Origin of the sequence: Halanaerobium saccharolyticum subsp. saccharolyticum DSM 6643, from assembly GCF_000350165.1 — a bacterium.
Lineage (GTDB): Bacteria > Bacillota > Halanaerobiia > Halanaerobiales > Halanaerobiaceae > Halanaerobium > Halanaerobium saccharolyticum.
On the sequence record NZ_CAUI01000005.1, the window covers coordinates 306,052 to 326,095 of the forward strand.

20 protein-coding genes are annotated in these 20,044 nt (G+C 29.8%); 17 read left to right on the top strand and 3 right to left on the bottom strand.

Going from position 1 to position 20,044, the window contains the following annotated elements:
- The first annotated feature begins 106 nt into the window (after window positions 1-106).
- From HSACCH_RS13680 to HSACCH_RS01905, 8 genes are all read left to right on the top strand, one after another.
- Entirely contained in the window at window positions 107-490 is a 384-nt protein-coding gene (locus tag HSACCH_RS13680; protein ID WP_005487400.1) for a DUF5320 domain-containing protein, read from the top strand.
- Window positions 491-636: 146 nt separating this feature from the next.
- Complete coding sequence (locus HSACCH_RS01875; RefSeq protein ID WP_005487401.1) at window positions 637-1,068, top strand: MarR family winged helix-turn-helix transcriptional regulator; 432 nt, start codon at window positions 637-639, stop codon at window positions 1,066-1,068.
- Between the two features lie 22 nt (window positions 1,069-1,090).
- Window positions 1,091-2,737 (top strand): L,D-transpeptidase family protein, encoded by a 1,647-nt coding sequence (locus HSACCH_RS01880; RefSeq protein WP_005487402.1) that lies wholly within the window; start codon window positions 1,091-1,093, stop codon window positions 2,735-2,737.
- 52 nt (window positions 2,738-2,789) lie between these two features.
- The gene (locus tag HSACCH_RS01885) at window positions 2,790-3,746 is read left to right on the top strand and encodes a peptidase M15 (protein ID WP_040476919.1); all 957 of its coding nucleotides are present in this window, start codon (window positions 2,790-2,792) and stop codon (window positions 3,744-3,746) included.
- Window positions 3,747-3,813: 67 nt separating this feature from the next.
- The gene (locus HSACCH_RS01890) at window positions 3,814-5,313 is read left to right on the top strand and encodes a long-chain-fatty-acid--CoA ligase (protein ID WP_005487405.1); all 1,500 of its coding nucleotides are present in this window, start codon (window positions 3,814-3,816) and stop codon (window positions 5,311-5,313) included.
- Between the two features lie 44 nt (window positions 5,314-5,357).
- Window positions 5,358-6,008 carry a protein-L-isoaspartate(D-aspartate) O-methyltransferase gene (locus HSACCH_RS01895; protein WP_005487407.1) on the top strand — a complete coding sequence of 217 codons (651 nt, stop codon included), beginning with the start codon at window positions 5,358-5,360 and terminating at the stop codon, window positions 6,006-6,008.
- Window positions 6,009-6,074: 66 nt separating this feature from the next.
- Window positions 6,075-7,529, top strand: coding sequence for a sodium/proline symporter PutP (gene putP / locus HSACCH_RS01900; protein ID WP_005487408.1), 1,455 nt, complete (start codon window positions 6,075-6,077; stop codon window positions 7,527-7,529).
- Window positions 7,530-7,637: 108 nt separating this feature from the next.
- On the top strand, window positions 7,638-8,402 hold the full coding sequence (locus tag HSACCH_RS01905) for an exodeoxyribonuclease III (protein WP_005487409.1): 765 nt from the start codon (window positions 7,638-7,640) through the stop codon (window positions 8,400-8,402).
- A gap of 99 nt (window positions 8,403-8,501) precedes the next feature.
- Here HSACCH_RS01905 and HSACCH_RS01910 read toward each other — a convergent pair whose 3' ends face one another.
- Complete coding sequence (locus HSACCH_RS01910) at window positions 8,502-9,773, bottom strand: L-lactate MFS transporter (protein WP_005487410.1); 1,272 nt, start codon at window positions 9,771-9,773, stop codon at window positions 8,502-8,504.
- A gap of 132 nt (window positions 9,774-9,905) precedes the next feature.
- Here HSACCH_RS01910 and HSACCH_RS01915 point away from each other — a divergent pair, with 132 nt between their 5' ends.
- Window positions 9,906-10,826, top strand: coding sequence for a diacylglycerol/lipid kinase family protein (locus HSACCH_RS01915; RefSeq protein WP_005487411.1), 921 nt, complete (start codon window positions 9,906-9,908; stop codon window positions 10,824-10,826).
- Between the two features lie 149 nt (window positions 10,827-10,975).
- On the top strand, window positions 10,976-11,377 hold the full coding sequence (locus HSACCH_RS01920; protein WP_005487414.1) for an arsenate reductase ArsC: 402 nt from the start codon (window positions 10,976-10,978) through the stop codon (window positions 11,375-11,377).
- A gap of 86 nt (window positions 11,378-11,463) precedes the next feature.
- Here HSACCH_RS01920 and HSACCH_RS01925 read toward each other — a convergent pair whose 3' ends face one another.
- Window positions 11,464-11,961 carry a hypothetical protein gene (locus HSACCH_RS01925; protein ID WP_005487415.1) on the bottom strand — a complete coding sequence of 166 codons (498 nt, stop codon included), beginning with the start codon at window positions 11,959-11,961 and terminating at the stop codon, window positions 11,464-11,466.
- A 257-nt stretch (window positions 11,962-12,218) separates the two neighbouring features.
- Here HSACCH_RS01925 and HSACCH_RS01930 point away from each other — a divergent pair, with 257 nt between their 5' ends.
- Window positions 12,219-12,680, top strand: coding sequence for a S1 RNA-binding domain-containing protein (locus tag HSACCH_RS01930; RefSeq protein ID WP_005487416.1), 462 nt, complete (start codon window positions 12,219-12,221; stop codon window positions 12,678-12,680).
- 219 nt (window positions 12,681-12,899) lie between these two features.
- On the top strand, window positions 12,900-14,156 hold the full coding sequence (locus tag HSACCH_RS01935; RefSeq protein WP_040476920.1) for a Y-family DNA polymerase: 1,257 nt from the start codon (window positions 12,900-12,902) through the stop codon (window positions 14,154-14,156).
- Here HSACCH_RS01935 and HSACCH_RS01940 read toward each other — a convergent pair whose 3' ends face one another.
- Window positions 14,157-14,486 (bottom strand): YolD-like family protein, encoded by a 330-nt coding sequence (locus HSACCH_RS01940; protein ID WP_005487419.1) that lies wholly within the window; start codon window positions 14,484-14,486, stop codon window positions 14,157-14,159.
- Window positions 14,487-14,767: 281 nt separating this feature from the next.
- Here HSACCH_RS01940 and rfbB point away from each other — a divergent pair, with 281 nt between their 5' ends.
- From rfbB to HSACCH_RS01965, 5 genes are all read left to right on the top strand, one after another.
- Complete coding sequence (gene rfbB, locus HSACCH_RS01945) at window positions 14,768-15,739, top strand: dTDP-glucose 4,6-dehydratase (protein ID WP_005487420.1); 972 nt, start codon at window positions 14,768-14,770, stop codon at window positions 15,737-15,739.
- Between the two features lie 136 nt (window positions 15,740-15,875).
- Window positions 15,876-16,766 (top strand): LysR family transcriptional regulator, encoded by an 891-nt coding sequence (locus HSACCH_RS01950; protein WP_005487421.1) that lies wholly within the window; start codon window positions 15,876-15,878, stop codon window positions 16,764-16,766.
- Between the two features lie 17 nt (window positions 16,767-16,783).
- A complete protein-coding gene (gene rffA / locus HSACCH_RS01955; protein ID WP_005487422.1) occupies window positions 16,784-17,947 on the top strand; it encodes a dTDP-4-amino-4,6-dideoxygalactose transaminase in 1,164 nt (387 codons plus the stop codon).
- Between the two features lie 115 nt (window positions 17,948-18,062).
- The gene (locus tag HSACCH_RS13525) at window positions 18,063-18,695 is read left to right on the top strand and encodes a glycosyltransferase family 2 protein (RefSeq protein WP_084815720.1); all 633 of its coding nucleotides are present in this window, start codon (window positions 18,063-18,065) and stop codon (window positions 18,693-18,695) included.
- A 78-nt stretch (window positions 18,696-18,773) separates the two neighbouring features.
- The gene (locus HSACCH_RS01965; protein ID WP_005487428.1) at window positions 18,774-20,042 is read left to right on the top strand and encodes an ATP-grasp domain-containing protein; all 1,269 of its coding nucleotides are present in this window, start codon (window positions 18,774-18,776) and stop codon (window positions 20,040-20,042) included.
- The last annotated feature ends 2 nt before the right edge of the window (window positions 20,043-20,044 follow it).

The window sequence follows — 20,044 nt, forward strand, 5'->3', positions numbered from 1 at the left end:
ATTTTTTTATTTAATTCTTGACATATGCTCAAAATAGAGTTATAATATAAATGGAAGATAAAGAGCATATGTTCATTAATAAAAAATTATTAAGGAGTGATTAATTATGCCTAGAGGAGATAGAAGAGGTCCAGATGGTGCAGGTCCAATGACAGGAAGAGCTTTAGGATATTGTGCTGGTAATGATCAGCCGGGATTTACTGCTAATGCTGCTCCCCAGGGAGTCGGTAGAGGTCCTAGAAATGGAACTGGTCGTGGTCCAGGCTTTGGACGTGGCTTTGGCAGAGGACGTAGAATGGGTCATGGCCGATCTTTTTTAGCAGCTCGCGGTAGAGGCGCTTATTATGCTCCCGCTGCCGCAGATGAAGAAAATTTTGATGATCAAGAAAGTAAAGAAAGAGAAGTAACAAGGCTAGAAAATTTAGCTAATACTCTTGCCAGTGAATTAGAGATTATAAAGAAACAAATCAATGAACTAAAAAATGAATAAAATTTATAATTAATATAAATCTTAGGGCTTCCTTTTGGGAGCTCTTTTTTGTTTGTGATTTTCTTGTTTTTAGAGTCGAATTATTATATAATATCAATAACTATTGGAATAATTTTTAAAACTAACTAACAGGTGAGGTTATTGAAATGGGAAATAAAATAAATAATAAAATAGAGGAAAAAATAAGAAATATATCAAAATATTTAAATGAATATACTAAAGATCATCTTAAATGTTATAATTTAACATTAGGTAGATTTCATGTTTTAAGAGTTATTTTGGAATCAGAGCCTGTAAGTATGGGCTATATACATGAAGAACTACATATGGCAAATAGTACAGTAACAGTAATTGTTGATTATCTAAATGAAGCTGGACTTGTAAAAAGAAGAAGAGATCTTGATGATAGAAGAGTTGTACTTCTAGAAATTACTGATGATGGTAATAAAATAATGAAAGATTTACTTAAACAACGACAAGATTTTATGAAAAAAGCATTAAATGATATGGAAAATTCAGCTGAAGAATTAGCTCATCTCTTAGAAAAATTATTAGATAAAATTGAAGTAATCTATTAAAACTAGGGATGATAATGGGGTGATGATTTTGAAAAGAAGACTTTTGGTTTTTTTAATACTTATATTTATAATTTTTATATTTAATATAAATGCAATTGCTCAAAATGATTTAGCAATGTCTATCAGAAATCATTTGATTGTGATAGAGGAATATGAAGGCTATTTTCCTGAAGATGAAAATGTTCGTTTTTATCAAGAATTAATTGAATTTTATGATCAGAGACATTATCGTTCGATTTGGTTTGAAGGTGAAGAATTCAAAAGAGATCCAGAACCGTTATTAAAAGAGATAAAAAATAGTTATTTTGAGGGATTAAATCCTTCAGATTATCATTTAGGTTTAATTGAGACCTGTATTGATGAAAGCACTTTGTTTTCAGCAGATTGTCTTAATAAAAGAGCAGTATTGGATATTTTATTAACTAATGCCTATTTAAGTCTTGCTTCTGATTATTTAAATGGAAAAATAGATGCTGAAATTATAATTGATGATTATAATTATGAAGCAGAAAGTTTAGGATCTCAAAAGTTATTAAGTCATTTGACTGATAAAGAAATTAATATGCGTCGGGTTATAAAGTCTCAACTACCTAAAACAGAAAACTATAAAGAATTAAAAAAACAATTAGCCTTTTATAGAGATTCAGGACAAATAGAATCCTGGCCCCAAATAGAAACAGGAGAAATTTTGGCTATTGAAGCTCGTGGAAATAGAGTTGCTCAATTAGTTGAAAATTTAAGTGCAAAAAACTATCTAAATGCAAATAATTTAGAAGCAAAAAATTATTTTAGTCAAGAAGTAAAAAGAGCGGTTAGAAGATTTCAGCTTGATCATGGACTTAAAAGTGATGGAATAGTTGGTAAAAAAACAATTAAGGCTTTAAATATTACTCTTGATCATAGAATAAAACAATTAATTATTAATATGGAAAGATGGCGTTGGCTGCCAGAAAACCTGGGAAGTCGTTTTATTTATGTTAATATTGCAGATTATAATCTTAAATTATATGAAGATGATCAAGTAATTATGGAAATGAAAACAATTGTTGGTAAGGAACAGCGAAGCACACCTGTTTTTAGTGATACTATAAAATATCTTGTAATAAATCCCTACTGGTATGTTCCTAAATCAATAGCTGTTAAAGATAAACTTCCTCTAATTAAAGAAGATTATAACTATCTTGAAGAAAATAATTACTCTTTATTTAAATATACAGGTAATAATAAATTAGAAAAAATTGATCCTGCAAAAGTTGATTGGTCAGAAATTGATAAGGATAATTTCAATTATCTTTTAAGGCAAAACCCAGGAGATCAGAATGCATTAGGTAGAGTAAAATTTATGTTCCCTAACAAATTCAGTATATATTTACATGATACACCAGGCCGTTATTTATTTTCAGAAAATGAAAGGGGTTTTAGTTCTGGTTGTATTCGAATAGAAAAGCCAATTGATCTAGCAGAGTATTTACTAGATGATCAAGAAAAATGGAATCGAGAAAAAATCAAAAAAGAAATGACAAAAGATAAGGAAAAAATAGTTTATTTAAATGATCCGATTAAAATTTATCTGCAGTATAATACTGCCTGGGTAGATTCTTTAAATAATCTAAATTTTAGAGAAGATATATATAGTCGTGACCAAAAAATAATGGAAGAATATTTTTAAAATGAATTTATGGTTTTAAAATTAATAATTTAAAGGAGTAAAAAAATAATTGATGAAAAAAATATTTGTTTTTTCAATACTTGTAGTTCTAATTTTAATAAGTAGTTTTTCACTTAATGCAGCAGCTTTTTCTGCAGAACATGCTAATTTTTCTATAGTGTATGATGATTTTAAGATTCCCTTAACGACTTTTAGTATTTTTGTTATGCCAGGGGAAGGTATAAAAATTTCTATAGCAGAAGAAGATAGAGATAAACAATATGTAATAGAATTAAATGGTAAGAGTTTTGAAAATGAAAGGTCTTTCAAATGGCAGGCACCAGCTAAAAGTGGATATTATCCAGTAAAAATAAAAGAAAAAAACAAAAATGGTTCTGGCTCAGAAATAAAATTAAATGTTTTTGTTCTTCATCCGGCTCATAAAATGAATGGTCAGTATTTGGATGGTTTTAAAATTGGATCTTATCCGAATATTCCAGCCGATAAAAAAACATATTACTCGAAGCCAACTGGATTCTTAAAAATTGAAAAGTCACTTTTGGATCTTAATTTAACTCCTCATTTCAAGATGAATCAATTTGTTACAAACCAAAGCAATAAATTTCCCCAATATATAGTGCTGCAGGAATCATTGCTTTTGAAATTAGAATATTTTTTAGAAGAAGTAAATAAGTCTGGTTATAAGGCAGATACTTTTGGCATTGTAAGTATTTATCGAAGTCCTTATTTCAATAAGAAATTAGGGAATAATACTGATTTTAGTCGTCATTTATTTGGAGATGCAGCAGATATTTACATTGATAACAGTGGGAATCAATGGATGGATGATTTAAATAGGGATGGAAAATCAACCATTAAAGACTCTAATATACTTTTTGATTTAGCAGTTAAGTTTGATCAAAAAGAAGAATTTGCTCAGCTTCAGGGTGGAGTTTGTAGTTATAAAGGAAATGGTGTTCGAGGACCTTTTTTACATATTGACAGTAGAGGTTTTCATGTTAGCTGGTAAGTATTAATGGAATAAAATTTGAGTAAATTAAGCAAAAAAGGATTGCAAATTATAGGAGGTAATTTAATTGTTATTAGGAGATATAATATCTAAAACAGCAAATGAAAAAAAAGAAAAAACAGCAGCCGTACTTAATGATAGGGAGATTACATTTAATCAATTAGAAAAAGAAAGTAATCAACTTGCACATGGATTAAAAGATTTAGGAATTAAACCTTCTGATATGGTAAGTATTATGCTTTCAAATAGCATAGAATTTTTGATTTCTTACGTAGGTGTTATTAAATCTGGAGCTACGATGGTGCCGTTAAATATAAGTTTTAAAGTTCCAGCGGTAGAATATATTTTAAATAATTCAGAAGCAAAAATAATTATAACATCTAAAAAGTTCTTACCTTTAATCCAAAAATGTGATTTAGATTATCTAGAAAATATTATTTTGGTAGATGGAGAAAAATCTGATGATTATCTACTTTTATCAGAATTCAAATCTCAAAAAACAAATTTACCTAAACTGGAAAATATAGATGAGGAGTTTACAGCAGCTTGTCTTTATACATCTGGCACTACAGGTCAGCCAAAAGGAGCAATGCTTACCCATCATAATTTGATTTTTGATACTCAAAAATCAATTGAGCATCTCAAAGTAGATGATCGTGATCGTTATATTTGTGTACTGCCAATGTTTCATGCTTTTGCAGAAACTGTCTGTATGTTGATGCCTTTATTTCTAGGGGCAGAGATTGTAATTATAGATAAATTTTTACCAGAGACAGTACTAAAAACTATCCAAGAAAAAAATATAACATTTTTTGCTGGTGTGCCAACAATGTATTCTGCTTTATTAAATGTTAAAAATAAAGATGGATATGACTTATCACATTTAAATCTTTGTATCTCTGGGGGAGCAGCCATGCCTCAGCAAACTATGGAAGATTTCGAAAAAACATTTAATGTTAAAATTTTAGAAGGAAATGGTCCTACAGAAACTTCACCGGTAGCTTATGTGAATCCTGTTGATGGGGAAAGAAAAAGTGGATCAGTTGGACTTCCAATTCCAGAAACTGAAGTTAAAATAGTAGATGAAAATGATAATGAAATGCCAATAGGAGAAATTGGTGAGATTACAGTTAAGGGAGATCATGTAATGAAAGGTTACTATAAAATGCCAGATGCTACTGAAAAAGCATTAAGAGGTGGTTGGCTGCATACTGGTGATTTAGGTAAGATGGATCAAGATGGTTATGTTTATATAGTTGATCGAAAAAAAGATATGATCAATGTAGGGGGAATGAATGTTTATCCCCGTGAAATTGAAGAACAGTTATATAAGCATCCTAAAATTAGAGAAGCGGCAGTTGTGGCAACTAAAGATGAACTGCGTGGTGAAATTCCAAAAGCAATAATTGTTTTAAAAGATGGCGAAAGTGCTTCTGAAAGAGAAATTCAAAAATACTGTATGCAGTATTTTGCTAATTATAAAGTACCAAAACTTGTAGACTTTTTAGATGAATTACCTAAAAATGCTACCGGTAAAATAGACAAAAAATCTTTAAGCGATGTATAATTAATATTAGATTTTAAAATAGCTTTAAAGCGGAGGTGGGAATTATGGAAATTAATTTTGAAGAACTTCGCGATGAAATGGTTGAAGAGCAGTTAATTAAAAGAGGTATCGATGATGATTTAGTTTTAAACGCCTTTAGAAAAGTAAAAAGAGAGAAATTTGTTCCAGACAAAAATAAAAAATATGCCTATGAAGACGGAGCACAGCTTATTTCTGCTGGGCAAACTATCAGCCAACCTTATATTGTTGCTGTAATGATTGAAGCTTTAGAGATCAAAGAATCTGATAAAGTTCTAGAAATTGGTACCGGTTCAGGTTATGCCGCAGCTTTATTAGCAGAAATAGCAGCTGAAGTATATACTATTGAGCGTATTGAAGAACTAGCTCTTAAAGCTAGAAAAGTATTAAGTGATTTAGACTATCGAAATGTCAAAGTTAAATTAGGAGACGGTAGTTTAGGCTGGGAAGAAAATGCTCCTTATGATTCGATTTTAGTTTCAGCTGCAGCGCCTTATGTTCCAGAGAAGTTAATTGAGCAGCTGTCTAAGGGTGGTAAAATTGTAATTCCTGTTGGCGAACGTAATGAAGTTCAGCAATTAAAACGACTGACTAAAAAATCCAAGGGGAAATTGAAAGAAGAAGAGCTTGAGTATGTTAGATTTGTTCCACTTATCGGTGAAGATAGCTGGAGATAAGAGTTTATTTAATCAGCCGCTATAGCGGCTGATTTTCTTTAAAAAGAAGATAGGAGTGAAGTATTAATGTCAGCAACGATAACATCTTTTTCAGTTTATTTAGTTTTTTTGATGGGGATAGGAGTTTATTTTTATAAGAAAACTGCCAGTTTAGAAGATTATTTAATTGGTGGTAGAGCAATGGGGAGTTGGGTTACAGCACTTTCAGCTCAGGCAAGTGATATGAGTGGATGGCTCTTGATGGGGCTTCCTGGAGCAGTTTATCTTGGTGGATTAAGCCAGGCCTGGATTGCGGTAGGATTATTTATTGGTACTGTTTTAAACTGGAAATATGTAGCTGCTCGTTTAAGAGTATATACAGAAAAAACCGATTCAATGACTTTACCTTCATTTTTTGAAAAGCGTTTTGGAGATCCAACTGGTTTACTGAGAATTATTTCTGCAGCAATAATTTTAATGTTTTTTACTATTTACTCTGCCTCAGGGCTGGTTGCTTCAGGGAAATTATTTGAATCATTATTTAATATTGATTATAAATTAGCAGTTATTTTTGGTGGTTTAGCTATAGTGTCATATACGTTTTTAGGTGGATTTATGGCTGTATCCTGGACTGATTTTTTTCAGGGGATATTAATGTTTTTTGCAATAACTATCGTGCCTATAATAGCCTATGGAGAAATTGGAGGCATGAGTTCTATAGTGGAAATGACAGCTGAAAATGGAGTATCACTCTCTTTAATGCCAGAAGGATTAACTTTTACCGCTATTATTTCTGCAATGGCCTGGGGACTCGGTTATTTTGGTCAGCCCCATATTTTAGCTCGTTTTATGGGGATTGATACCATTAAAAAAGTGGCATCAGCTCGTAAAATTGCAGTTATTTGGGTGGCTATTTCTTTAACTGCTGCAGTCTTTGTGGGGATTATTGCAATACCAATGTTCCCTAATATAGCAGATAGTGAAAAAGTATTTATAGAAATGATAGCAAAAATTTTTAATCCCTGGATCGGAGGAATTTTATTAGCTGCTATTTTATCTGCAATTATGTCTACCATTGATTCACAACTTTTAGTATCTTCCTCAACTTTAACTGAAGATTTTTATAATAAAATTGTGGATAGAGAAGCAAGTGAATCCGAAAAAATGTGGGCGGGTAGAGTATTTGTTATTTTAATTGCAGTTATTGCCTTTATACTTGCTTTAAACCCTAACAATACTGTTTTAGATCTTGTAGCTTATGCCTGGGCAGGATTAGGTGCAGCTTTTGGACCAGTAGTTTTATTTGCACTTTTTTCTAAAAAAACATCTTGGCGTTCAGTTTTAAATGGAATGCTTTTAGGAACTATTACTCTTGTTTTTTGGAAGGAAAGTGGTCTGGGGAATACTTTATATGAAATAGTACCTGGATTTTTAGTTAATGTAATTGTTATAATGATAGTTAATAAAGTGTATAGTCAAAAAAATAAAGAAGTACTGGCTGAATTTGAGGAAGTTCAAAAAATTTATGATAGAGATATTTAATTATTTTTTTAATTTTGGATATAGATTAATTTGAAATTGTAGTTTTAAAATTTAGTTTAAAAATAAAATAAAATGATAATTAAATAAGCAGAGAAAGGTTGGATATTGATGAGGATTTATTCCTGGAATGTTAATGGAATTAGAGCTGTCAAAAGAAAAGGTTTTTTAGATTGGATTGAAGAAGAACAGCCCGATATTTTAGGGCTGCAGGAGATTAGAATACAGGATCATCAATTAAAAGATAAACTACGTAATATTAAAGGTTATAATTCCTATTTTACTTTCGGAGAAAAGAAAGGTTATAGTGGAGTGGCCTTATATACAAAAGAAGAACCCATTGATGTTTGGCATGGTTTAGGTATTAAAAGATTTGATCGTGAAGGCAGAGTTATAGCAGCAGAATTTGATAATTTTTATTTACTTAATATATATTTTCCAAATGGTAAACGGAGTCAAGAAAGGTTAAATTATAAATTAGATTTTTATGATGCTACTTTAGACTATATTGAAGATCTAAGGAAGAATGGAAAAGAAGTAGTAGTTTGTGGAGATTATAATACTGCACATCATGCTATTGACCTTCATGATCCTGATTCCAATAAAAACACTTCTGGTTTCCTTCCAATTGAAAGAAAATGGCTTGATAAGCTGGAAGAGCATGGGTATATTGATACTTATCGCTACTTCTATCCTGAAAAAGAATGTTATTCCTGGTGGAGTTATAGGACCAGAGCGCGTGATAGAAATGCAGGCTGGAGGATAGACTATCATTTCATTTCCAGTGGTTTAGAATCTAGACTTCAGAATGCTGATATTTTGACTGATGTAATGGGATCTGACCACTGCCCAGTCACTATTAGCTTAGATATTTAATGAATATTAAAAAATCTATAGGTTAATAAAAATTAAATATAATAAATAAAGGCAGCCTTGAGAATTAAAAAATAAGGCTGCCTTCTTTAAATAAATATATTATATTTTTTCATTGGAATATTTAACTTTTTTATAATTTTTAGATTGATCACTAATCTGATCTTTTTTTAAAAATAAAAGAGCAATAATTATTCCTAATGCAGCAAGAATAATGGTCGGATAAAAAACAAAATAATAACTCCCCATGATATCTCTAATGCTGCCAGACAATAAATTACCGATCACAGCACCGACACCATATGCTGTGAATAAATAACCATAGTTTTTAATATAATTTTTTTTACCGAAAAAATAAGAAGTTGCTGCAGGTGCGATAGCAAGCCAACCCCCAAGGTTAAGCCAGAAAATTGCAAAGGCTATAAAATATAAGGCTGGATTGGCAGAATTATTAATTATCATTAATAATGAAGCTAGTATAATTAGAGAAAAAGAAATTATAGCAGTCTTTTTTGCTTTAAGTTTATCAGTTAATGCACCAAAAATCGGTCTACCTATACCATTAAAAATTGCAAAAAATGAAACATAAATTGAGGCTGTAGCTGAATCTAGATTAATTAATTCTTCTGCAACAGGGCCAGAAATTGCAATAGCCATTAAGCCAATAATAGTACCAATTACAAAAGTAGTCCAGAGTGCATAGAAACTTCTACTTTTAAACATATTTTTTGGGTCTATTTCTAAGTTTTGATTATTAGTATTCTTATTTTGAGAGATTTGATGATTTGCTTCTGGAAATTTAAGTGGTAAGGCTAATAAGGTAATGATTATTGCAAATAGCCCCCCTAAAATTTTAAATGTTGTAAAAGCACCGAAATTCGTAATTAACCAGTTTGCTGCTGGGGCTGTAATAAATGGAGATAACCCAAAACCCCCAAGCGTTAAGCCAACAGCCAGACCTTCTTTGTCTGGGAACCATTTTGCTGCAACTGCCATTGGTGCACCATATGCTATGCCAACTCCAGTTCCTCCAATAACTCCATAGCTTATTGTAAGAAAAGTAATTGAAGTTGTAAAACCAGATAAAAACCAACCGATAGAAATTAAAAGTCCACCCGTAATTGTCATTATTCTTGGACCATACTTATCCATGTAGCTGCCAGCAAAGGGCATTGCAAGAGCGTAAAAAACTAAAAAGAACATATAGGGTAATCCACTTTCGGTAGCGCCTATATTAAATGAATTTTCAATCGGAGTCCGGAAAATACTCCAGGAATAAATTGTTCCCATACACATAAATATTATTAATCCTAACGGAATATAGAGCCATCTTTTCTTATTTTCAATTATTGAACCATATTTTTCTTTTTTCATTGCGCCTCCTTTTTAGTAAAACTTGAATTCTTTGATAATAACAATTATAATTAAAATTATCATAACAAAAATACTTAACTTTATCAAGATAAATTAATAAAATTTAAATTTAAATTTTATAAGGGGAAAATTATGAATAAAAAAATAATAGCAATTATTAACCCAGTTTCAGCTGGTGGAAAAACAGCTGAAGTCTGGCCAGAAATGAGCAAACATTTCAAAAAAGAAATTAATAATTTCACTGAAAAATATACTAAAGAGCCTGGTGATGCTATTAGAATTGCCAAAGAAGCTGTAGAATTAAATTATGATTATTTACTTGCTGTTGGCGGTGATGGCACAGTGAATGAGATTATAAATGGAATGCTTCTGGTAAAAGATAAGAATGTAAATACAAAATTAGTCATTTATGCTCAAGGAACTGGTTCAGATTTAAGTAGAACTTTAAAACTGCCAAAAAGAATAGATGAATTAATAAACTTAATCAAAACTGGAAAAAGCAAAAAAATTAAAGTAGTGGAAGCCAATTTTGTAAATTCTAAACTTGAAAAAGAAAAAAGATATTTTCTTAATATTGCTGATTGTGGGATGGGAGCTGAAGTTGCAAAAAAATTAAATGAAAACAAAAAAATTACATCTGGAAGCTTAAATTATATTTTAAGAATCTTTCAGGTTTTATTTAATTATCAAAATAAAAAAGTAAAAATCGAGGCAGATAATAAATTGATTTATCAGGGTAAAATAAACACAGCAGTAATTGCTCATGGTAATTATTTTGGTGGAGGTATTAAAGTTGCTCCAGAAGCAGATTTGTTTGGAGACAAATTAAATTTGATTTTGTTAAAAGATTTTTCTAGATTAGGAATAGTTTTAAACTTAATTAAGGGCTATAAAGGTAAACATCTTTCACATCCACTAGTTGACTCATATCAAGTTGAAGAACTTAAGATAATGACTAAAGAATCAGTAGAATTAGAACTAGATGGTGAATCAGTTGGAAGATGTAATGCTAAATTTAAAATTTCAGAGAGAGAAATTGATGTTTTAATTTAATGTTAAATTAATGTTAAATTTAAGTAGAAGCTTTGACTTATAGATGTTAGTTCTATAAGATTATAGAGGAATAAAGGATTATCGATAAATAAACATATTTTAGTAGAATATAAAATAATTATTATAATGATTGAAAGGAGAAATTAATTATGAAATATAAAGTGGCTTTTGTTTGTGTAGGTAATTCCTGCCGCAGTCAGATGGCAGAAGGTTTTGCAAGAGAATATGCTGGAGAGATGCTTGAGGTTTATAGTGCTGGTACAGATCCTTCTCCTGAAGTTAAGCCTAATGCTGTTAAGGCAATGGAGGAAGTAGGAATTGATATTAGTGATCAATATCCAAAATTATTAGAGGAAATACCTTCAGAGTTAGATGTTTTAATTACTATGGGTTGTGGAGTTGAATGTCCTTATATTCCTTGTGAATTTAGAGAAGATTGGGGATTAGATGATCCTGCTGGACATCCTATGGAAGTATTCAGAGAAACAAGAGAGATTATTGATGGAAAAGTAAAAGACTTGATTAAAAAAATAAAAAATAAAGAAATTTAATTTGAATAAATAGTGTTTATAAAATCACATAGCACAATAAAAAAAGCCGGCTAGTATCAGATACTAGCCGGTTAGTTATATATTAATTAAAAATTATTTACTATGTCACCAGTGATAGTAGCGCCTTTTTCAATAGTAAATGTACTTTTAGCAGCTTCATTTTCAAAGTAAACATTACCTTCAACAGTAAAGCCAGTTGTTAGTTTGAAGTTTTCTGCAGCAACATAAACATCACCAACAAAAATTCCTGCTTTAAATCTTGTGTTAGGACTCTGAACAGTAATACTTGGAGCTTCTAAAGTGTATCTGTCAGTTACATTATAATTAGAATCTTGATCATAAAGAGCTAATTTACGGTCTAACTCTCCATCATTTTCAAACTCTCCTTCTAATACTATATCTTCATCAACACTTAAATCCTGCTGAATAATTAAAATCCAAGAACCATCTTCATTGGCAGCATTCATTAAACTATCTGCATCAACCACTCTAGAAGCAGAAGATACTGTGTCCTGAGCACTTGCTACTGGCGCAACTAATAGAGCTGCAACAGCAATCATTAAAACAATTGTTTTGATTTTCATAAATAAATCCTCCTTTGAATTATTATTAATTTACTCAACTTAATTATATTTTAACACATATGTGAAATTTGTGTCAAGTGTTTTGCAAAATTAGCAACTAATTAATGAAAATAAGACAAGCAAGATTATTAATCAGATTAGATTTCTTTAAAGGAAGAGCACTGTTTTAAAAAGTCTCAGATTATGGTACAATGAATGTAAATTATATTATTTAATTTTAATAATGATCTTAATTAAAGAAAGGTACTGGTGAAATAATGAGAAGTAGTGAAATTGATACAACAGGAATTGAAGAAGCCCCAGAAAATGTAGAGTTTAGTCAGGGTGATAAGGTAGATATTTTAGTATATAAATTTACTGACCTGGGAGCAACAGTAATTATTGATGACAAATATTTCGGTTTAGTTTATGAAAATGATATTTATAAAGAAATTACAGTTGGAGATAGAATGAAGGGTTATATTAAAAAAATAAGAGAAGATAACAAAATTGATGTCAGTCTGCGTAAGATTGGCTATGGGAGAATAGAAGATGCTAAGGAAAAGATATTGGCTCGTCTCAAGGCTAAAGGTGGCTCTTTACCGCTAAATGATGACAGTTCACCTGAAAAAATAAAAAAAGCATTACAAATCAGCAAGGGAAGCTTTAAAAAGGCAATTGGTGGTTTATATAAAGAAAAAATTATTGATATAACTTCTAAAGGTATTAAACTAAAATAGTAATTATAGAAAAGATAATTAGTATTATTTTAAAGTTCATAGTTATTTGCAGCAGCTGCTTTTGCGGCTGTTTTTTCTTTTTTGTATCAAAAAAAATCAAAAGTTATTTGGTTCAAAAAACTAACCCCATACCCAAACATTTGTTTGATAAATATAGATGGATGTGCTAAAATATAACTAAACAAAAGGTTTTATAATTTTTTAAAGGGGGAAGTTCTAATGCGACCTGATTATAGTGATGCGCCATCAGATCAAATATTGTGTGTAGATATGAAATCATTTTATGCGAGCATAGAACTAGTAAGGAGAAAAATACATCCATTGAAGGGATATTTAGCTGTAATTGGTGATAAAAATAGAAAAGGGTCAGTTGTTTTAGCAGCTTCTTCTGCTTTAAAGAAAAAATATGGAATAAAAACTGCTGATAGATTATTTCAAATTCCTGATCGAGATGAAATTATATTGGCTGAAGCTAATATGGGACTTTATCTTGATATTTCAATGAAAATCACCAAGATTTTTAATTCCTATTTACCTCTGGAAGTTATACATATTTATTCAATAGATGAAGCCTGGTTAAAACTAAATGGTAGTCAAAAAAAATATGGAGATCCATTTGAATTAGCCATAAAGATAAAAAAAGAAATATGGGAAAAATATAAAATACCATGCAGTATGGGAATTGGTCCTAATATGTTTATGGCTAAAGTAGCAATGGATAATGAAGGTAAAAAAACTGGACTTTGTCGTTGGAATTATTGTGATATTCCCGATAAATTATGGCCGCTAGAACTTTCGAATTGTTGGGGGATAGGTAGTCGAACCAAAAAAAAGCTAAATAAAATTGGTGTTTATACAGTTGGTGAATTGGCTCAACTACCTCTAAAATATTTAGAAAACAAATTTGGGATTATTGGTAATCAACTTTATTATCATGCCTGGGGCATAGATTATTCGGAAGTAGAAGGTCACTTTAATGACCTTAAAAAAGCTGTTGGACGGGGAATTACTTTATATAATGATTATAAAGAAATTGAAACTATAAAAACTGTAATATTTAATTTAGCAGAAGAGGTTGGAAAAAGAGTTAGAAAAAACAATTTAAAGGGTAGAACTGTTTCCCTTGCACTTGGCTATTCTAAACAGGAAATTAAAAATGGTTTTTCCAGACAACTTAGTCTGGAAAAAGAAACTGATATGACAAAAGATATTTTTCAAACTGCAGTAGTAATTTTAAATAAACATTATAAGGGAGAAAAAGTAAGAAAAATAAGCCTTTATCTAACCAATTTTACAGAATCTGATTATAGACAGCTTAATTTATTTAGAAATGATTTGAAGAGAGCAGAAATTGATAAAATTAGAGATCAGCTGGCCCAAAAAATGGGAAAGGATGTGCTTTACTATGCTCGTAATTTGGAAAAAGGAAATGTTAAAGAAAGAATAGAAAATACTATTGGTGGACATAAAAAATAGTCAAAGTATGATTTCTAAAATTTGACCAAAAGCTAAGTTTTTAATTTGCCCATTATTATTTTTTATTTTAATTTCCTTTTTATATTTTTCAATTTTTAATATTTTTCCTTCTATTTTATCTATTTTTTTATTTTCATAAAAAATTATCTTGAGACATAAATTTTTCTTTACTGCTCTGTTAATTTTTAGATTGAATTCTTTTAGCTGCTGTTGGTCCAGTTCTGGTTTTTCTACATTTTGTTCTTTTAATTTCAATTCTTTTAATTTTTTTTGATGTTCGACCAGCATTAAAGAATTCCATTTTTTATTACCTCTGTCTTTGAAGTTCATTTTTCTCCTCCTAATAAAAATTGACTTTTCACAATCAGCTAATTATATTTATAATTTTAACATACATATGTTCGAAAAACAATAATAAATAAGATGATATGTCAAAAATTTTGTATAAATTTAGAATTAAAATATATTATGATATAATAACCTTAACCAACATTTAATAATAGTTTTAAATTTTATTATAAAATTCTATATCTGAAATTAAATTTATCATTTCAATTTAAGTTTAAATTTATCCTGAAAATATTTTCAAAAAAATAAAGGGGAGAAATATGATGAAAATTTTAGTTACAGGTGGCGCTGGTTTTATCGGCAGTAATTTTATTCATTATCAATTGGAAAATTATGATGATCAAATTATCAATATTGATAAGCTCAGTTATGCTGGTAATCTTGACAATTTAAAAGATGTGGAGACCAATCCTAATTATGAATTTAGAGAGCTTGATATTTGTAACAGGGAAAAAATTGATCAGATTATGCATCGAGGTATAGATTATATAGTTAACTTTGCAGCTGAATCTCATGTCGATAGGAGTATAGAAGACCCTTCAGTTTTTGTCAAAACGAATATTGCTGGTACTCAGAATTTGCTTGATCTGGCTCTGAAATTTGGGGTGAAAAAATTCATACAAATTTCTACAGATGAGGTTTATGGAAGTCTGGGTAAAAATGATAAATTTAGTGAAGATAGTATTTTAAATCCCTCAAATCCATATGCAGCTTCAAAGGCATCAGCAGATTTATTGGTTAAATCTTATTTTAAAACTTATAATCTACCAATTAATATTACCCGCTGTTCAAATAATTTTGGTCCCTATCAATATCCAGAAAAATTAATACCTCTTTTTATTATAAATGCTCTGCAGGATGAAAAATTACCTCTTTACGGTGATGGCAGTAATATTAGAGACTGGATTTATGTTAAAGATCATTGTAAAGCAGTTGATTTAGTAATGCGTAAAGGTGAAAGTGGGGAGATTTATAATATTGGAGCCGATAATGAAAAAACAAATATAGAAATAACCAGACTGATTCTATCACTACTTTCTAAAACAGAATTGTTAATCAAACACGTAAAAGATCGTAAAGGACATGATTATCGTTATGCAGTTGACAGCAGTAAAATAAAAGAAAAATTAGGATGGGAAACAGAATTTGATTTTGAAAATGCGATGAGAAAAACTTTGAACTGGTATCTTGATCATAAAAAATGGTGGCAAAAAATAATTAATGAACAAAAATAAATCAATTTTTCATAACACTTATTTTTGATGATTAACTCTTGTTATTTGACCTGATTAATAATATAATTAATTAAGAACATTAGTTAAAAACAATATTTTCTAAATTTCATTTTATATATAATGAAAGGGTGTATTTATGCATATTGAAAGTTTTAAATATTTTCAACAAATAGCAAAGTTACAAAGCATATCTAAAGTAGCGAATAATTCTCATATATCTCAGCCAGCTTTAAGTCAGCAAATACAAAAACTTGAGGATTCATTGGATAAAAAATTATTCATTCGTAGTAATCGCGGAGTTGAATTAACGGAATCTGGTAAAATAGTACAAAAATATGCAGATAATATGATTAGAACTTATAATAAAATGCTTTCTGATTTAAATGATCAAGAAAGTAAAGAAATAAAAATAGAAGGTGAGCATACAATTGCAACTTACTGTCTTCCCTGTGCTATTTTGAATATGAATTTTAAGTTTCCGAATCATAAATATAATCTTGTATCTGCATCTTCAGACAAAATTGAACAGGATGTTTTAAGCGATATCTGTGAAGTTGGTTTTACAACTAAACCTTCTCAGGCAGAAAATTTGATTTCTGAAAAGGTAATTAATGAGAAAGTAGTATTAATTTCTCCACCGGCTTTTGATTTGCCTGAAAAAATAAAACTAGAGGAAGTTTTAGACCATAAATTTGTAATTTTAAAAGAGGATTGTATAATCAAGGATAATTTTAAAAATTCTATTGAAGATTTGGGGATTGATTTTTCAGAAGTAGAAGTCATATCCCGTCTGGATTCTACTGAAGCTATTAAAACTCTGGTAAGAAAAGGTTATGGGGTTGCTTTTGTTCCTTATAATGCTGTTAGAGATGAATTCAGTGCTAATGAAATTAATGTATCAAGAATTACAGATTATGATCTTGATTATGATATTTATATGATTAATAAGAAAGCAAAATTCATCTCAGATGAAGTAAAAGAGTTTATAGCTAACTTTAAAAAATTAGGGAAGCATATTTGTTATTAGGAAACGGAGTATTCTTTATGCGAAAAATAGATTTTCATAAGATTTATTTAAGTGGGAACGAAAAAAAATATATTGAAGATGCTTTAAATAAAGGAAATCTTAGCGGTGATGGTTTTTATACTAAAAAAGTGAGTGAATTTTTAGAAAATAAATTTGATTTAATTAAAGTTTTAATGACCACTTCAGCCACTCATGCTCTAGAAATGGCTGCACAATTAATTGACTTAAAAGAGGGTGATGAGGTTATTATGCCCTCTTTTAGTTTTAGTTCAACCGCAAATGCTGTTATAAAAACAGGTGCTAAACCAGTTTTTGCAGAAGTTAAACTTAATAATTTTAATTTAGATCCTGCTGATTTCGAATCTAAAATTACTGCCAGGACTAAAGCGGTTATACCAGTTCATTATGCTGGGATCAGCTGTGAGATGAAAGAAATAAAAAAAATCGCTAAAAAAAATAATATATATATAATTGAAGATGCTGCTCATGCTGTTAATAGTTTTTATCAGGGTAAGGCAGCTGGATCTATGGGTGATTTTGGATGTTATAGCTTTCATGGCAGCAAAAATTTTGTTAGTGGTGAGGGTGGAGCTATAATTATTAATTCAGACCAACATAAATTGATCGAAAAAGCAGAAATTATTAGAGAAAAAGGAACAAATCGGTCTAGCTTTTTAAGAGGGGAAATTGATAAATATAATTGGGTTGGAAAAGGATCCAGTTATCTTCCTTCTGATATTTTAATGGCTCTTTTATTAGCTCAACTGGAACAAATTGATTATATAACAAAACAGAGGCGGCAAATTTTTGAATTTTATAATCAGCATTTAGAAAAATTTTTAAATGAAGATTTTTTAGAAATAATTCCTCAAATACCAGAAGATAGACAAAGCAACTATCATTTATATTATTTGAAATTAAAAAATCAAAAAATAAGAGATTTCATTCTAAAAAAACTAAGAAAAAAAGGAATAGAAACTGCTTTTCATTTTCAACCATTACATGCTTCTCCAATGGGTAAAAAACTTGGCTATCAAAAGCGAGATCTGCAGCTTACAAACGATATAGCAGCTTCTATGTTAAGGTTACCAATTTATCCGGGCTTATCTGCAGCAGATTTAAATTATATTATTGCAGAACTAAGAAATATATTTTTAGAAATAAAACAGGCAGGTGTTTAAACATGGCTGATTTAATTTCTATAGTAGTTCCAGTTTATAATGCCGAAAATTCTTTAGAAGAACTTTATTTGGCCATAAAAAAACAGCTGCAGCTAATAATTTTAATTTTGAATGTATCTTAGTTGATGATAATAGTTCTGACCAAAGTTACAAAAAAATATTAGAACTTAATAGTTATGATAGCAGAGTTAAAGGCATTCATCTGGCAGGTAATTTTGGTCAGCAGAATGCTATTTTTTGCGGTTTTAATTATGCGGCTGGAGACTATATAATTACAATGGATGATGATTTACAGCACAGACCAGAAGATATAGCTCTTCTTTATCAAAAAATTAAAGAGGGTTATGATGTGGTTTATGCTATTCCAAAAGAAAGAAAATATAAGTTTTACAGAAGATTAGGCTCAAAATTGACCAATTTGTTATTTAATTTCATAACTCCCAAACCTGAAGCTATAAGAGTAAGTAGTTTTAGAATAATAAATAGAAAAACGCTTGCTGAAATTAAAGCTTCTGAGAAATCGTTTATTTATATTTCGGCAATAATTCTTAAACAAAGGGCTAAAATAGCAAATATTTATACAAAACAGAAGCAGAGAAAATATGGTCAGTCCAATTATAACTTTATTAAATTACTAAAATTATTTATAAATTTATTTATATATTATGGTAAATTTTCTTTTTTAAAATATTTTCGTTCTAATAAAGAACAGTACTCAATCAAAGAGAGCACATTTGATGACGCTTGAAACTTTGATTAATAAAAAGCAAATTTTAATTAAAGATAACTTTAATATAATATTATATAATAGAAAGAGGAATAAATTATGAGGCTTTTAGTTTTAGGTGGAGGCAGCGGCCAGATAAGCTTAATTAAAAAGGCAAAGGAAATGGATTATGAGGTAGTTGTTTCTGATTATTATCTGAATGCGCCTGGTAAAAAAATAGCTGATTTTTCATCAACAAGTAGTACATTTGATTTTGAGGCAAATATTGAAACTGCTAAAGAATACGATATTGACGGAGTTTTAACAGCAGGAACTGATCAGCCAGTGTATACAGCTGCTCGGGTGGCAGAAAAATTATTGCTGCCTCAGTATATTTCTGCAAAAACTGCGAAGTCTGTAACAAATAAAAAAATCATGAAAAAAACTTTTTCAAAAAATGAGATTCCTACTGTTAAATATAAAATAATAAATAATAATTTTTCGAATTCAGAACTTAAGCAACTTTCAGCCCCCTATGTTGTTAAACCACTTGATAGCCAGGGACAGCGCGGAGTCTTTAAGCTAGATTCTATTAAAGAGATAAGAGAAAAATTTAACGAAGTATTGAGTTTTTCTAGAGAAAATGAAATTTTGATAGAAGAATATTATCATTCTGCAGAAATAACAGTAAGTGGTTGGGTAGTTAATGGCAGTGCAAAATTACTTACTGTTACTGATAGATTAAGGTTTGAAGAAAATATTCATATTGGTATTTGTTCTTCTCATCTTTTTCCATCTAGATATTTAGAAAAATATAATTTTGAAATTAAAAAACTAAGCCAAAAAATTGTTAATGATTTTAAAATAAAAAATGGTCCAATTTATTTTCAATTTTTAATTGGAGATCAGGGAATTAAGGTTAATGAAATCGCCTGTAGAATAGGTGGAGCTTATGAAGGTGATTTTATGCCTATTTTGACTGGTGTCGATATTTTGAAGATGATGGTTCAACTTGCTGCGGGTAATGAAGTTAATATTGAAGCCCTTGAAAATTATGAACTTGAGAATAACAAACAACATCTTTCTTCACAACTTTTTTTTGCGCGTTCAGGTGAAATAAAGAAGATGACAGCAAGTTCCGAAATAGAAAAAATGCCAGGAGTATTAAAGGCTGGTTTTAATTATGATTTAGGAGAAATAATTCCTGATATTGAAAATGCAACTGCTAGAGCGGGTTATTTTATTGTAATTGCTGATTCTAGAAATGAGTTAAGAGAAAGAGTAAGTTATGTGTATGATAAGCTAAAGATTTTAGATGAAAGAGGAAATAATTTAGTTTTAAGAGAAATAGGAGAAAATTTCAAAAGTCTTTTCAATTCAGGAGTGTAATC